Raw genomic sequence first — 15448 nt, 5'->3', positions numbered from 1 at the left:
TACATGCATGGTTTAATCATGTACAGAACAGCATGAAAATAAAGATTCTCTTGCCGATTCTCATTGTGTTATCGATTAGTTCACTTTTTATTGGTGCACACGACATTTCACCACTTGATCTTTTTCGTTTAACTGATGATGAAGTCCAAACAATTGTAATAAACCGAGTTCCAAGACTTTTGAGCATTCTCATTGTTGGCGTTAGCCTAAGTGTATGTGGGTTGATTATGCAGCAATTAACGCAGAACAAATTTGTATCGCCTACAACGGCTGGAACCATGGATTGGGCTCGCTTAGGTATCTTAGTAGCCATGCTTGTATTTACGCAGGCAAGTACAATGGAGCGTATGCTTGTCGCATTTGCTTTTGCGCTAGGTGGCACGCTATTATTCATGAAAATTTTAGAACGAATTCGTTTTAAAAATGTCATTTTTGTACCATTGGTAGGCTTAATGCTTGGAAGTGTTGTAAATTCTATTACAACGTTCATTGCGTATCAAAACGATTTAATACAATCTCTTTCCTCTTGGATGCAAGGAAATTTTGCCCTTGTCATTCGTGGGAATTTTGAATTGCTTTACATAGGTATTCCTTTAATGTTTATTGCATTCCTGTTTGCCAATCGTTTCACGGTTGCTGGTTTAGGGAAAGATTTCGCAACAAACTTGGGAATGAATTATAACCGCATTATGAATATTGGTTTACTCATTGTCGCGATGGTCACAGCTACAATTGTCGTTACGATTGGATCAGTTCCTTTTTTAGGGTTGATTATACCGAATATTGTATCTATTATGCGTGGAGACAATTTAAAAAACAGTTTACCGCATACGGCGTTATTTGGAGCTATTTTCCTCCTGGCATGTGATATTTTAGGTCGAGTCCTTATTTATCCATACGAAATACCAATTGGTTTAATGGTAGGCGTCATTGGGAGCGGGATTTTCCTTTATTTGCTCTTAAGGAGGCCAAAGTATGCGAGCTAAATGGATTTATATTGGCTTCGGCCTCGGGGCGCTTGTGTTAGTTCTCCTTTATTTATTCTCAGGAATATCGCCTGGGGTATGGGGTTATGCACTTCCACGACGAGCGAAAAGTGTAATAGCTATTATTATAGTAGGCGCGGTAATCGCTTTTTCAACATTGGTCTTCCAAACCATTACGAACAATCGTATCTTAACACCAAGTATTATTGGGCTTGATTCGCTCTATGTGCTCATTCAAACCATTCTGGTGTTTGTATTTGGCACAGCAGGAATAGTGGCAGTAAGCCGCTACGTAAATTACGGCTTATCCATTGTTTTTATGGTATTATTTGCACTCTTACTTTACGTCATGCTTTTTAGACGTGAACAACAAAATCTTTACTTTTTATTACTAGTAGGAATTGTTTTTGGAACGCTATTTTCTAGTCTTTCAACGTTTATGCAAGTGATCATTGATCCAAATGACTTTTTGACAATCCAAAACCGCATGTTTGCTAGTTTTAGTAATATCCACGTAGACCTACTGTGGCTATCAGCGGTGTTAATTGGGTGTACAATGCTTTACATATGGCCATACCTGAAATATTTGGATGCTATTTCATTAGGAAGAGACCAAGCGATTAATCTAGGTGTTCCCTATGATAAAGCGATTCGAAAATTTCTCATTATGATAGCCATTTTCGTAGCCATTTCCACAGCGCTAGTTGGGCCCATTTTGTTCCTAGGATTACTCGTTGTAAACGTAGCTAGAGAGATGTTGCCGACTTTTAGACACACTCATATGGCTGCAGTAAGCGCACTAGTCAGCATCATCGCTTTAGTAGGAGGAACATTATTAGTGGAACGAGTATTTTCATATTCTGCACCACTGAGTGTATTCATTAACTTCGTCGGTGGAATTTACTTCATTTACTTATTATTAAGGGGGACGAAAACGACATGACAACAGCATTAATTGATCGCGAAATACGGATTGATCGGAAAACGTTACCAGTGGCGATACAAGTAAACGGAGTAAGTAAGCATTATGACGGAAAAAAAGTGCTAGATAACGTCAGTGTTGACGTAAAAAAAGGCACCATTACTTCTTTTATTGGGCCAAATGGTGCTGGGAAAAGTACCTTAATTTCTCTTATTAGCCGTATTGCCAAAAAAGATAATGGGGAAGTCTTAATTGATGGTAAAGAAATTGAATCCTATAAAAGCAAAGATCTAGCAAAAAAGATCTCAATCTTAAAACAAGCGAATAACATTAACATTCGATTGACGATTCGCGAATTAGTGAGCTTTGGACGATTTCCTTATTCACAAAATCGGTTAACAAAGGAAGACTGGGCATTTGTAGAAGATGCAATTGATTTTATGTCTCTGCGAGATATTCAAGATAAATATTTAGATCAGTTAAGCGGTGGACAGCGTCAGCGAGCCTATATTGCAATGGTTCTGGCACAAGATACAGAGTACATTATTCTTGATGAGCCTTTAAACAATTTGGACATGAAGCACTCTGTTTCAATTATGAAAACACTACGGCGCTTAGTTGATGAGCGCAATAAGACCATTCTTATAGTCGTTCATGACATTAATTTTGCCTCTTGTTACTCTGATAATATTGTGGCCATGAAAAATGGGGAGATTGTTGAAGAAGGTCATTGTCACGACATCATCAATTCAGATTCACTGCGCAATATTTATGATATGGAAATCGCCATACAAGAAGTCAATTGCAATAAAATTTGTGTGTACTTTAATTAAAGGCTCTAGTAATCGAGGGAGGTGAGTTTGAACGTATTTACTACATAGCACGTAAAAAGGATGACAAAGATAAACCAACATTTCTTAGGAGGATTATATAAATGAAAACATCAAGTAAGTGGTTTGTAACAGCAGGAGCAGCATTATTTCTAGCAGCATGTGGGAATGGAGAGAGCGAAGAGAATACGAATGACGTCTCTTCAGGTGAAGGAAACGATACAGAAGAGCAACAAACTGTTGAAGTCGAGACAATGAATGGTGATATGATAGAGGTTCCGGTTAATCCAGAAAAAGTCATTTCATTTGACCACGGTGTAACAGATTCTATCAGAGCTATTGGAGGAGATATTTCTGGTATTCCAATGGGGAGTAATGTTCCTGAATATTTGCAAGAATTAGAAAATGGTGATGTTGAGAACATTGGCTCTTTATTCGAGCCAGACTTTGAAAAGATTTACGAAATGGACCCTGACGTTATCTTTATTTCAGGACGTGCATCGGACAATTACGAAGAGTTAAGCGAAATTGCACCAACTGTCTTTTTACAAGTAGATAATCAAAATTTTATGGAGACATTTGAAAGAAACATGAGTGTTATCGGCGAAATCTTTGATGCTTCTGAGGAAGTAGATAGCCAATTAGCCGAGATTAACAATGTTATTGAAAACGTTCAAGGCCGAGCAGCTGAAAGTGAAGCAAATGCATTAATTGTTTCAATTGATGAAGGCTCTGCAAGCGCATATGGAATCGGCTCCCGCTTTGGAATTATTCATGATGTCATGAACATTCCGGCAGCAGACGAAGATATTCCAGCTGAAGGTCATGGCAGCAATGTCTCAAACGAATATTTTTCTAAAACAAATCCTGACTACATTTTTGCGATTGACCGAGGTGCGTCAATTGGAAATTCTGCAACAGCTGATCAAGTATTAGGAAATGAAGAAGTTCAACGCACAAATGCGTATCAAGACGACAATATTTATCAGTTAAATAGTGAAGTATGGTATTTAAGTGGTAGTGGTCTAGAATCTGTCAAAATGATAGTTGATGAAATCAATGCAGCATATGAGCAATAAAAAAGCATAAAGAAGAAAAAGTGAGCACAGCTTATTGGCTGTTGCTTACTTTTTTTGACGTGTACGTACAATTTGTGTATGCTTCCAAAGAGACGAACATAAAGGATAGAGTGAAAATGGAATTTAATCAACTTATTGGCATTATTGGCGTCAGTCTTATCATACTATTGACTATATGGATTTGGCAGAAAGCCTCCCGTCGCAATCAAACAGATGTTAAAAAAGTGACACTTCGGCAGATTGATCGAATGGATGGACATGCCTTTGAAGACTATATGGCTGTAGTCTATGCTGCGAGCGGATTTAAGACGTGGCAGACGAAGAAAAGCAGAGATTACGGTGCAGATTTAGTCTTAATAGATGATGATAATGAGACGATAGTTATTCAACTAAAGCGCTATGGCGCAAATCTGGGATTAAGTAGTGTTCAAGAGATTTATGCAGCAAAAGCGTATTATCAAGCATCAAAAAGTGTTGTTCTGACAACGGCTGAAAGCGTAACAGACTCTTGTTGGCAATTAGCAGCGGCGACTGACGTGCATTTCTTAGTTCGTGACGATATCGTGGAAATGATTAAGCTTATAAAAAAAGATAAGTGGGACGATGTTTACTGGCTACTAGCAACACCGCATATACCGGAAAAGAAAAACCGTGGCAACCAGTTAGACGAGGTTGCCACTAATGGTAGAAAAATACAAGTCGGTGATTATTTCCTTAAGTAAATTAAAAGTACTGTTCAACTTTTTTTACAATGTCTTGAATACACGTTTCATCGTTAATTAAATCATAGTCTTGGATATTAAGCTTTAAAACAGGGCAAGCAGTGAAAGATGAAATCCAATCTTGATAACGGCCGTGCATTTCTTCCCAATAGGTTGTTGAGGTTTGTTTTTCCATTTCTCTGCCACGACTTTGAATACGGTTAATGATGGCATCTAAATCACCATCTATATAAATGAGAACATCTGGAGTAGGGAAATAAGGATTTAACACCATGGCTTCAAATAGGCTTGTATACGTTTCGTAGTCGACTTTCGTCATCGTACCTTTATCAGCATGCATTTTAGCGAAAATCCCCGTATCTTCGTAGATAGAGCGATCTTGTACATAGCCTCCTCCGTCTTCTACCATTGCTTTTTGTTCTTTAAATCGTTCTGCTAAAAAATAGATTTGAAGATGAAAGCTCCATCGCTCAAAATCTGCATAAAATTTATCTAAGTATGGGTTGTTGTCGACTTTTTCAAAGGATGTTTTGAATTGTAATGCTTGAGCAAGCTTTTTCGTCATAGTTGTTTTACCAACACCGACAGTTCCAGCAACTGTAATAATCGCGTTAGATGGAATACTAGTCATGTTTATTCTCCTTTAATGAACCGAATGTAGAGGTAATCTGTTGGATGATTAAATTAAGATCGTCTTGATTCGTGACAAAATCAAGATGAGTCGTATCAATGGTTAACACAGGAATGACGTCGCTTATTGCGGTCATTGCTTGATCGTAGTCTTGCATTAAAGATTGAATATAAAATGGGTCCATTTTTCGTTCAAACGAGCGATCTCTTTGTTTGATTCTATGCATAATTGTATCAAAATCAGCCTTTAAATAAAGAATTCCTTTTGGTTTAGGTAAGTGTTCGCTTACGATGTTGTATATACGTTTATATTGATCATACTTTTGTTCATCTAGCGTCTGATGAGCAAAAATAAGATTTTTTCCTATATAGTAATCGGATAATACAGGTTGTCCTTCTGTAAGTATTTTTCCAATATCCTCTAATTGCTTCACTCGATTGCAGAGAAAAAACATCTCTGTTTGAAAGCTCCACGCGTCCATGTCATCATAAAATTTCTCCAAATACGGATTCTCAGCTACAATCTCGTACAATGGCTCTGTTTGAAATTGTGCGGAAAGTTTTGTTACGAGTGTGGTTTTTCCGACGCCAATTACACCTTCAACACAGATGAATGTCCCATCCATTTACCATCACTCCTTTCTTTTGTTCTAAACGACTTTGATAGTGTATCATTTTTTAAGAAACCTGAACACCGACCGTTATCGCTGTTTATGTTACACTGTATATATAATATAGAGTGAGTAGGAGGGAGTCTGCGTTAGCAGCATGTAGATGAGTCATTTTAATGAAACCATTAACCGAGTTGGAACGGATTCAATGAAATGGGATGGTGCCAAAGATCGGTTTGGTCAAGAGGGCTTGCTACCACTATGGGTAGCAGATATGGACTTTAAAGCACCTCAACCTGTTATTGATGCATTAAAAGAAAAAGTAGAACATGGGGTCTATGGATATACTGCAGCTTCTCCTGCTGTAAATCAATCCATTGTTAACTGGCTTACAAACAGGTACAACTGGACGATTCAAGAATCTGATATCGTTCATGTAACTGGCGTTGTTCCAGCCATTAGCAACTTAATTCGAACATTTAGTGAAGAAGAAGACGATATTATTATTCAGACGCCTGTCTATTATCCGTTTTATGATGTGATTGAAAAGAATAATCGCAACGTTGTCAAAAATCCTCTGCTTTTAGAAGATGGATTGTATAAAATGGATTTTGATGGTCTTGAATCAATGATAACAGAAAAAACAAAAATGTTGATTTTATGTCACCCCCACAATCCAGGTGGTCGAGTATGGACGAAAGAGGAATTAAGTAAGCTTTCATCCATTTGTCAAAAGCATAATGTATATGTTATTTCTGATGAAATTCATGCAGATTTATTGTTTGATGGTTACAGCCATACACCGTTTGCATCTGTAAATGAAGCGTTTGAAAATCGTGTTTTTACAGCGTTAGCACCAACAAAAACGTTTAATTTGGCTGGTGTACAAGGTGCTTATGTTGTAATACAGGATCCAGCTCTTCGACTTAAATACCGTCAAGTACTAGCAAATACCTTTGTTGGTGCGAATATGTTTTCACAAGTTGCTACGAAAGCTGCCTACGATCATGGATTGCCGTGGTTAAAGGAATTAATGCGCTATATTCAAGAGAATTATTCATTGGTGGACGATTATATCGGTACGCATATGCCAAAGATCCAATTAATGAAACCTCAAGGAACGTATTTATTATGGATGAATTTCAAAGAGCTTGGTTTCACAGCAGAAGAACGAAAAAAATGGTTACTTGAAGAGGCAAAAGTGGCCTTAAATCATGGACCGATCTTTGGTGAGGAAGCCGAACACTACGAGCGAATGAATCTTGCTACATCAAGAGAAACCTTAATGAAGGCACTCGATCAACTTCATAGAGCCTACAATCAAAAGCAGTTTTAAGCAGGAAAGTGCGATCTTTTAGCGAAATACATGAATGGACAAGCTTGCAGGATGAATGAGTGAAGAGGAGTCGGTTAGTAAAATGATAAACCCTTCTTATTATTTGCTTGACGAACTTGAAAAGGAATGTGTAGATCAGCTGCAACGAGAGTTAGTGGAAAAAGAACACGAGTTGCTTAAATGGGTTGTGTCAAACCATCTTCAGCAAGTGTTTAAGGAAATAAAAAGCTCATAATGTAGAAAGAGGGGCGTTTTATGAAGACGTTCAAGCTATACGCAATGCAAGTAATTGATGGGCAGGAAGGGAAGGTAACTCAGGAACCCATTCCGCTTTATGAGGGACTTATTATTAATATGGAGAATGAAGAGCATACGTGGTTTATTGATGCTGTTATTTCCAAAGAGGATGCTCGTTTATTTGAACGAGAGCAAGAAGCGGAGCATCATATTCTGGTGAGTGTCGTCATTACGAGCAAAGACAATCATCCAGCAGTTATGATTACGTCTATTGAATCGATTACGGATTTAAAAGAAGGAAAAAGCATTATCTTGAAAGGAAGAATCGTTTCAGGACGGGATGATGTTCTAGAAGACGTATTTGAGGATATTTTAGAAGAAGGCATTCAGCGTGAATCACTTTTATCCGAATATAAAAGTCGTGTTGAAAAGCTAGATGCATACTCAGACAAAACGATTGCAGAAGTATACGATCAACTAAAGAAAAGTGAAAAATACCATCTCCACTAATAATAGCTCTGCTGTCATTTATGATAGCAGGCTTTTTCTATTGTGTATACGTTGTTCCTGTTTGCTCATACTACATGTATCTCATGGAAAAAAGGGGTCTAAGAACAACGTGGAAAATTCAAAAAAGATGTGGGGATTGTTGTCATTATCATCTGTACCCCTCGTCATGACATTAGGTAATTCAATGCTTATCCCTGTTCTCCCAAAAATAGGAAATGAGTTAGATGTCAGTTCTTTTATGGTAAGCCTTTTAATAACCGCTTACTCAGTAGTAGCAATCATTTTTATTCCAATTGCAGGTTATTTATCAGATCATATCGGGCGTAAACAAGTGATCATTCCGAGTTTGTTTTTAGCAGGAATTGGAGGTCTTGTAGCAGGATTAGCTGCGTGGAAAATAGACCATTCGTATTGGATTATTTTTATTGGCCGATTGTTGCAAGGCATTGGTGCCGCAGGGGCAGCACCAATTGTTATGCCATTTGTTGGGGATTTGTTTAAAAAGAAACAAGAAGTGAGTGAAGGCTTAGGCATTATTGAGACTTCTAATACGTTTGGAAAAGTACTTAGCCCGATATTTGGAGCTATACTTGCTTCAATAATTTGGTATTTGCCATTTTTTGCTTTTCCTGTTTTTTGTGCGATTTCCATTATAATGGTGTGGTTTTTTATTGAGACGCCTCCGCAAAAAGAAAAACCTAAGAAATTTAAGCAATTCCTGAAATCAGTCAAGCAAATTTTTAAACGTGAAGGTCGTTGGTTATACACTGTCTTTATTACTGGTGGCATTCTTATGTACATTCTCTTTGGAATTCTCTTTTACTTATCAACTTTTTTAGAAGAGACGCATCACATTCATGGTGTGAAAAAGGGGGTAATGCTTGCATTCCCTTTACTTGCGTTGTGTTTAACTTCTTATGTAGCTGGAAAAGGAATTGGACAAGATCAGCTAAAGATGAAGTGGTTAACGGTTGGTGGGCTATCTCTTCTCACTCTAGCTGTGTTTGTCATTTCGTTCAATAAGGAATTATATATGATGTTAACAGCATTATTTGCAGCTGGTATTGGTATAGGTGCTACGTTACCTAGTTTAGATGCCTTTGTGACAGAAGGAATACCTGCAGAGCAGAGAGGGTCTATTTCTTCTTTTTACAATAGTACACGATTTATTGGGGTTGCGGCAGGCCCACCATTGTTTGCAATCTTCATGAAGGGGAATCATTTCATAACATTCACAGGTAATGCATTTGTGATTTTGCTTACCATTTTGCTTGTTTTATGGGGGATACGACCGGAGAAAAAAGAAAAGCAAACATGGTAAGGTTAGAATTCAATTGGCTTTTCCTCTATAATTTACGAGACACACTGTAAAAGTAGGAGGGTACCATGCAAACGTTTCAGGACAAGAAAGGCTATATAGTAAACCTTGTACTTGGGGAGGAAGTACCGTTTACTTCGTCTCCAAAACATGTGCTTATTATTGCACGGTATCAAGGTTCATGGGTTTTAACGGATCATAAAGCAAGAGGATATGAATGTCCAGGTGGTAAAGTGGAAGCCAATGAAGAGATTGAGGCAGCGGTCAGGCGTGAACTATGGGAAGAAACAGGTGGTTATGCCCAGTGGATCTCCTATATAGGTCAATATGAAGTTCAAGATCCACAAGAGGTATTTTATAAATCTATTTACGCTGTTCAGGTAAAACGGTTTGATGAAACCCCTTCTGGATTCGAAACAAATGGAGTAAAGCTGATCGACGAATTTCCTATTGGAATGAAAGCTGATAATCGATTCAGTCCAATTATGCAAGATGAGGTTGTACCCCAAGCAATTCAATACGCCATTTCAATTGGCTTGTTTACTTGAAAATCTTTCTATACAAGCAAATAACGCCCTCATTTAAGGGCGCTAAATGTTGTATTTTGTCATCTTTTTCTCAATGTATTCAACGAAGATATACATAATGGTGGCTAATATAGCGATAACAAGTAAACTCATGAATACAAGGTTAAAGTTAAATACTTGGAAGCCATAGATGATTAAATAGCCTAACCCTTGTTTTGAGACAAGAAATTCGCCGACAATGACGCCGACCCATGCGAGACCAACATTCATCTTTAAGGTGGAAATAATGACAGGGATCGATGCAGGGTAAACGACATTGAAAAAGATTTGTTTTTTTGAGGCAGAGAACGTTTGAAGAACTTTTATATAGTTTTCGTCAACCTCTTTAAATGCTGTATGCACAACCATAGTGGTAATAATAACAGACACAAGCATGCCCATAGCAATAATGGAACCGATGTTAGGACCAATACCAACGATCAAGATCGGTCCAATTGCTACTTTCGGCATAGAATTAAGAATGACTAGAAACGGATCAAGAATGGTGGATAATCGTCTTGACCACCAGAGTAAAGCAGCCAAACAGGTGCCGACAATCGTTCCAAGTAAAAAGCCAACGATCGTTTCAAACATTGTAACAGACGCATGAATCCATAAAGTTCCAGCTGTTATGTGTTCATAAAGCAATGTAACAATGCGTGACGGCATACTGAATAATAAAGGATCGATCCATGCGATGCGTGAGGCAAGCTCCCATAAGGCAATAAGAGCAACAATAATGGTAACTTGGGTTACCCTCACAAAGCGCTTTTCTTTTTTCTTTTCCAGAACAAATTGCTCATGTAATTTAGTTGGATTCAAACCGATCCAGCTCCTTCCATATTAATTGGAACTGGTCTTGAAAATCTTTATGCTGTCTACTTTCAAATGGCGTACATGCCCGAATGTCTTGAGGAATCGTAAAGACTTGAGCAACTTTACCCGGACGAGGTGAAAAGAGAATGACACGATCGCTCATCGCTATGGCTTCACTAATATCATGAGTAACGAGGATAGCGGTTTTCTTTTCTGCTTTTAATGTGTTTGAAACTAAATCCTCTAATTTTAATTTTGTTTGTTGATCTAATGCTGAAAAAGGCTCATCAAGAAGAATGAGAGAAGGATCGGTTGCTAGTGTACGAATTAATGCGACACGTTGTCTCATCCCTCCAGATAAAGCTTTAGGAAGATCGGATTTCTTATCGGACAGACCGAATCGTTCAAGCCACCGGAGCGCTTTCCGGTGAGAGACTTCATTATGGGTTCGTTGAATCCGTTGCCCAAGGGTCATGTTTTGTTCAATTGTTAACCATGGGAATAGATAGTCGTGTTGCAACATATAGCCAATTGAATCCTTATTCTTTATATGAAGGGAACCACTAGTTTGCTCAAGTAAGCCAGCAATAATCGATAGCAGAGTCGTTTTCCCACATCCGCTTGGGCCAATAAAGGAAACAAATTCTCCTTCTTTAATCGTTAATGAGACATTTTCCAGGGCGGGAAATGCGCCAGACTCATTTACATAGGTTAAGGAGACTGAATCAATTGAGACATCTGACATGATTTCCCTCCTCTATTCCATTGACTTCGAAGCAATGGCTGTATTAACAAGTTCATCAAATGGAACATGAAGTGGGAGTTCGCCTGCTTCATCCATAATAGCGAGTAATGTAGCCCATGCTTCCTCAGTTAATAAAGGATCTGTCGCATATGAGCCCTGGTCTTTGTATCGCTCTACCGCGCTAGTGAGAATGTCTAGTTCTGTATCTTCAAAATAGGTTTGAATGGACATGGCTATAGTGGTAGAGTCTTCTTTTTCTACATACTGTTGGCCTTTGTAAATAGCACTGGCAAAGCGTATCAGTGCATCTTCATCTTTTTCAATCATGCTTTGTTTTGCCATAAAAGACGTATAGGGAACACGACCAGATTCTGCGCCAAACGAAGCGATGACATGACCGAGACCCTCTTTCTCAAATGTAGAGGCTTGAGGTTCAAACAATTGAACATAGTCACCTGTGCCAGAAGCAAAGGCACTAGGAATGTTGCCAAAATCCACATTTTGCAAAAGTGTTAAATCGTTTCGAGGATTTATATCATGTTGCTTTAAAACAAATTCCCCTACCATTTGCGGCATTCCACCTTTGCGTTGACCTAAAAAAGTGGTTCCTTTTAAGTCGCTCCATTGAAATGAATCCACTTGGTCACGGGCAACGAGAAAAGTGCCGTCGGTTTGCGTTAATGCAGCGAAATTAATAGCAGGGTCAGTTGCTTCTTGACCAGCAACATAGATAGAGGTTTCAGACCCAACAAGTGCGATGTCAGCACCCCCAGATAATAAAGCTGTCATCGTTTTGTCGCCGCCCCAAGTTGTGGTTAATTCGATGGAAAGGTCTTCTTCCTCAAAAAATCCTTCTGAGAGGGCCACGTATAATGGTGCATAGAAGACAGAACGTGTGACTTCTGCGACTTCAAGCGTTTTTGTTGGGCCATCTGACTGACAGCCTGCTATGAAGACGAGTGAACAAGCGACAGATAGAAAAGCAAGCAATCGTTTCATCGAATCACTCCTTACATGTTATGGTTAGAACGAGAACGGGAAAAAGATTTTATTGTTACACTATGCGCTAAGAAGGAAAAGGGTGTATGCCTAAAAGGAGGGTGTTATGATCATTGAGAAAATAAGAGTACCCTCACCTAGTAGGAAGATCCATTTGTTTGAAGTAACGTATAAAAGCAATGACCTTAACGTTATCGGTTTAATGGCTGAGCCAATCAATGAAACAGAGCTACCTGGGTTACTCTACTTAAGAGGTGGGATTAAAACGGTTGGAATGGTAAGACATCAGAGAATTATTCAATGGGCGAGTGAGGGCTTTGTTGTATTCGCTCCTTATTATCGAGGAAATCGTGGTGGTGAAGGACGAGAAGATTTCTGTGGGGACGATCGATTTGATGCCATCAATGGATTTGATTTACTTGAGCAACATCCTTTTGTTGCGAGTGAAAAGGGCATTCATGTTGTCGGTTTCTCACGGGGTGGCATTATGGCTCTTTGGACAGGCTTATATCGCCCACAAACCAAAACGGTCACGTCTTGGAACGGTATTACGGATATGGTGCTTACTTATGAGGAGCGGATTGATTTAAGGAAAATGATGAAACGTGTAATCGGTGGAACACCATGGAAGTATCCAGATCGTTATGAAGCAAGAACACCATTAAAACACCTTCACTCCTTTTCACCAGAACTCTTATTAATACATGGTGAAAAGGATCAACATGTCTCGAATGAGCACGTCTATCAACTATTAGATTCCATTCCAGAAGCCAGACAGCAGCAAGTCGAAACATGGCTTTTTCCAAATTATGAACACCATTTCCCTGCGAGAGCACAGGCTGCAATACTAAAAAAAGCTGCAATTTGGATGCAAAAAAAGAGTAGACCGTAATCTACTCTTTTATTATTTAATTTGGTACCGTTGGCCCTGCTTGTTGGATACTTGCTTTAGCCGAAGAAAAACGAACGAAATTGTCTGCGAATTTGCTTGCTAAAGCGTTAGCTGTTTTGTCGTATGCAGCTTTGTCGACCCAAGCATTTCGAGGATTTAACAATTCATCTGGGACACCAGGGCAACGAGATGGTAGGCGGAGTCCAAAAATAGGGTCTGTCTCCGTTTCAACTTGGTTAAGTTCTCCTTGAAGTGCCGCTTCAACCATCGCTCTAGTGTAGCGTAGCTTCATTCTGCTCCCTGTACCATAACTTCCCCCAGTCCAGCCAGTGTTTACTAAAAATACGTCAACATCGTTTGCTTCGATTTTTTCTCCAAGCATAGACGCATACGTTTCAGGCTTCCTTGGTAAGAAGGGTGCACCAAAACAAGTAGAGAATGTGGCTTCTGGTTGAGTGATGCCTCTTTCGGTTCCTGCTAATTTACTTGTGTATCCAGACAAAAAGTGATACATAGCTTGCTCTTTTGTTAGTTTACTGATGGGAGGCAATACCCCAAACGCATCGGCAGTTAAAAATATAATTGTAGTCGGACTACCGGCAACACTAGGTTTTAATGCATTCGGTATGGCTTCAATTGGATACGCGGCTCTTGTATTTTCTGTTAAATGTGCGTCATCGTAATTAGGCTTTCCTTCACTTACTGCAACATTTTCGAGTACAGCACCAAACGAAATCGCATTCCAAATTTGTGGTTCTTGCTCCTGTGATAAATGTATGCACTTAGCGTAGCAGCCGCCTTCAATATTGAAGATACCTGCTTCTGTCCACCCGTGCTCATCATCGCCAATAAGTGAACGGTGAGTAGAAGCGGATAACGTTGTTTTACCAGTTCCGGATAAGCCAAAGAAAAGGGCTGTTTCTCCATTTTCATTTGTGTTAGCTGAGCAGTGCATTGGTAGCACATCTTCATCTGGCATTAAATAATTCATTACGGAAAACATCGATTTTTTCATTTCGCCAGCGTATTCGGTTCCACCAATTAAAACAACGCGCTCTTCAAAGGAAATGATAACAAATGCTTCTGAATTGGTGCCATCAATCGTTGGATTTGCCTTAAAAGTAGGTGCGCTTACAATGGTGAACGGCTCTTGATTACTTTTTCCAGGTTGACCTTCACGAATAAAAAGCTGACGTGCAAACAGGTGATGCCAAGCAAATTCATTAACGTATGTGATGGGAAGTTGATAAGCTGGATCTGCTCCTACAAATCCATTAGAAGCGTATCGAACATCCTTTTGTTGTAAATAGTATAACACTTTCTCGTAAAGCGCTTTAAATGTGCTTTGAGAGATGGGTTGATTGACTGAACCCCAATCGATTGTCGTACGAACACTCGGCTCATCGACGATGAACTTATCTTTTGGAGAGCGACCCGTGTACGTACCCGTTTGAACAGATAGCGCACCAGTGTTTGTCAGTTCACCTTCATGATTCATTAGTGCTCGCTCTACTAAAGCTGGAACAGGTAGCTGATGAATCGTTTTAGGGCTAGAAAGCAACTGTTCTAATTGTTTTGATCCATTTACTATTTTCATAATCGGCTCCTTTTAGGTCAGTGTTCGTGGTATTAGTATAACACATTATATTAATTAATCCATACTAAAGTGAGAGATGTTTTTAAAAAATGATACGTAATTTATTGTCGGCAAGTGTAGTAATGGATTGGCAATAAAAAAAGAAATCTGCTCTACTGCCTTTCCTCTTTTAAAGTCAGGTAAACTATGTTATGCTAATGTCCGAAAACGAACAAAGCGAAGCCTATTAATTGATTTACATTATTCCATTAAACGTCACTTTGTTCTATAACCATGTGCGTTGAACAGGATGGTATGGTGAAGGATGTTTATAGGTAAAGTTATACTGCTTTTTAAAACAGATAACATCACGCTTTTATCAAGAGAAGGTGGAGGGACAGGCCCTTTGAAACCCAGCAACCATCACTTCCGTGAAAAGGTGCTAACCTGCAGAACATCTTTGTTCTGGGAGATAAGAGGCGATCGATAGATAAGTCAGCTCTTTTCTCATGTAGAAAAGAGCTTTTTCTTTTTGTAAACATACGTGCACAATAAGATAAAAACGATACGGATAAGTTGCGATTATGTGTCCGGGGGCATAAGATGCCTTTAGCCTACTTACTAAAATCAGATCTGATTTGTTCGTTTTTAGTTTTTAGAATACTAGATGCTT

The 15448-nt window shown here is 38.9% G+C and carries 17 protein-coding genes and 1 riboswitch; of the genes, 11 read left to right on the top strand and 6 right to left on the bottom strand.

What is annotated here, in order from left to right; translation table 11 throughout:
* Positions 1-32: 32 nt before the first annotated feature.
* The 5 genes from E2L03_RS04600 to E2L03_RS04580 all read left to right on the top strand — a co-directional run bounded on the left by E2L03_RS04600 (position 33) and on the right by E2L03_RS04580 (position 4539).
* Positions 33-986: an ABC transporter permease gene (locus tag E2L03_RS04600; RefSeq protein WP_055737459.1), complete on the top strand. Its 954-nt coding sequence runs from the start codon at positions 33-35 to the stop codon at positions 984-986.
* Positions 976-1929 (top strand): iron chelate uptake ABC transporter family permease subunit, encoded by a 954-nt coding sequence (locus E2L03_RS04595; protein WP_134258629.1) that lies wholly within the window; start codon positions 976-978, stop codon positions 1927-1929. Before E2L03_RS04600 ends, E2L03_RS04595 begins: the two co-directional genes overlap by 11 nt.
* Positions 1926-2741, top strand: coding sequence for an iron ABC transporter ATP-binding protein (locus tag E2L03_RS04590; protein ID WP_051667583.1), 816 nt, complete (start codon positions 1926-1928; stop codon positions 2739-2741). Before E2L03_RS04595 ends, E2L03_RS04590 begins: the two co-directional genes overlap by 4 nt.
* Positions 2742-2842: 101 nt before the next feature.
* Positions 2843-3817 (top strand): siderophore ABC transporter substrate-binding protein, encoded by a 975-nt coding sequence (locus E2L03_RS04585; protein ID WP_134258628.1) that lies wholly within the window; start codon positions 2843-2845, stop codon positions 3815-3817.
* 116 nt (positions 3818-3933) lie between these two features.
* The gene (locus tag E2L03_RS04580; protein ID WP_134258627.1) at positions 3934-4539 is read left to right on the top strand and encodes a restriction endonuclease; all 606 of its coding nucleotides are present in this window, start codon (positions 3934-3936) and stop codon (positions 4537-4539) included.
* A gap of 1 nt (position 4540) precedes the next feature.
* Here E2L03_RS04580 and E2L03_RS04575 read toward each other — a convergent pair whose 3' ends face one another.
* On the bottom strand, positions 4541-5170 hold the full coding sequence (locus tag E2L03_RS04575; protein WP_038482131.1) for a deoxynucleoside kinase: 630 nt from the start codon (positions 5168-5170) through the stop codon (positions 4541-4543).
* The gene (locus tag E2L03_RS04570) at positions 5163-5795 is read right to left on the bottom strand and encodes a deoxynucleoside kinase (protein ID WP_038482128.1); all 633 of its coding nucleotides are present in this window, start codon (positions 5793-5795) and stop codon (positions 5163-5165) included. Before E2L03_RS04570 ends, E2L03_RS04575 begins: the two co-directional genes overlap by 8 nt.
* 148 nt (positions 5796-5943) lie before the next feature.
* Between E2L03_RS04570 and E2L03_RS04565 the strand changes: the two genes are divergently transcribed.
* From E2L03_RS04565 to ytkD, 5 genes are all read left to right on the top strand, one after another.
* Positions 5944-7116, top strand: coding sequence for a MalY/PatB family protein (locus tag E2L03_RS04565; protein ID WP_134258626.1), 1173 nt, complete (start codon positions 5944-5946; stop codon positions 7114-7116).
* Between the two features lie 55 nt (positions 7117-7171).
* Positions 7172-7351: a hypothetical protein gene (locus tag E2L03_RS04560; protein WP_134258625.1), complete on the top strand. Its 180-nt coding sequence runs from the start codon at positions 7172-7174 to the stop codon at positions 7349-7351.
* Between the two features lie 20 nt (positions 7352-7371).
* Entirely contained in the window at positions 7372-7863 is a 492-nt protein-coding gene (locus tag E2L03_RS04555) for a YwpF-like family protein (protein WP_134258624.1), read from the top strand.
* A gap of 109 nt (positions 7864-7972) precedes the next feature.
* The gene (locus tag E2L03_RS04550; protein WP_437183214.1) at positions 7973-9184 is read left to right on the top strand and encodes an MFS transporter; all 1212 of its coding nucleotides are present in this window, start codon (positions 7973-7975) and stop codon (positions 9182-9184) included.
* Positions 9185-9249: 65 nt separating this feature from the next.
* Entirely contained in the window at positions 9250-9729 is a 480-nt protein-coding gene (gene ytkD / locus E2L03_RS04545; protein ID WP_038482120.1) for an RNA deprotection pyrophosphohydrolase, read from the top strand.
* A gap of 42 nt (positions 9730-9771) precedes the next feature.
* On the opposite strand, the gene E2L03_RS04540 is transcribed toward ytkD, so the two are convergent.
* From E2L03_RS04540 to E2L03_RS04530, 3 genes are read right to left on the bottom strand one after another with little or no spacing between them, the layout of a single operon-like run.
* Entirely contained in the window at positions 9772-10569 is a 798-nt protein-coding gene (locus E2L03_RS04540; protein WP_055737455.1) for an ABC transporter permease, read from the bottom strand.
* On the bottom strand, positions 10556-11308 hold the full coding sequence (locus E2L03_RS04535; RefSeq protein WP_134258623.1) for an ABC transporter ATP-binding protein: 753 nt from the start codon (positions 11306-11308) through the stop codon (positions 10556-10558). Before E2L03_RS04535 ends, E2L03_RS04540 begins: the two co-directional genes overlap by 14 nt.
* Before the next feature lie 12 nt (positions 11309-11320).
* Positions 11321-12307 (bottom strand): ABC transporter substrate-binding protein, encoded by a 987-nt coding sequence (locus E2L03_RS04530; RefSeq protein WP_134258622.1) that lies wholly within the window; start codon positions 12305-12307, stop codon positions 11321-11323.
* Between the two features lie 106 nt (positions 12308-12413).
* Between E2L03_RS04530 and E2L03_RS04525 the strand changes: the two genes are divergently transcribed.
* Positions 12414-13199, top strand: coding sequence for an alpha/beta hydrolase family protein (locus E2L03_RS04525; RefSeq protein WP_038482108.1), 786 nt, complete (start codon positions 12414-12416; stop codon positions 13197-13199).
* A gap of 16 nt (positions 13200-13215) precedes the next feature.
* Here E2L03_RS04525 and pckA read toward each other — a convergent pair whose 3' ends face one another.
* On the bottom strand, positions 13216-14796 hold the full coding sequence (gene pckA / locus E2L03_RS04520; RefSeq protein WP_038482105.1) for a phosphoenolpyruvate carboxykinase (ATP): 1581 nt from the start codon (positions 14794-14796) through the stop codon (positions 13216-13218).
* 352 nt (positions 14797-15148) lie between these two features.
* Positions 15149-15254: riboswitch (SAM riboswitch) on the top strand.
* Positions 15255-15448: the final 194 nt, after the last annotated feature.

The organism is Shouchella oshimensis, from assembly GCF_004375095.1.
Classification (GTDB): Bacteria; Bacillota; Bacilli; order Bacillales; family Bacillaceae_D; genus Shouchella; species Shouchella oshimensis.
This window is presented reverse-complemented; position numbering and strand designations above follow the sequence as displayed.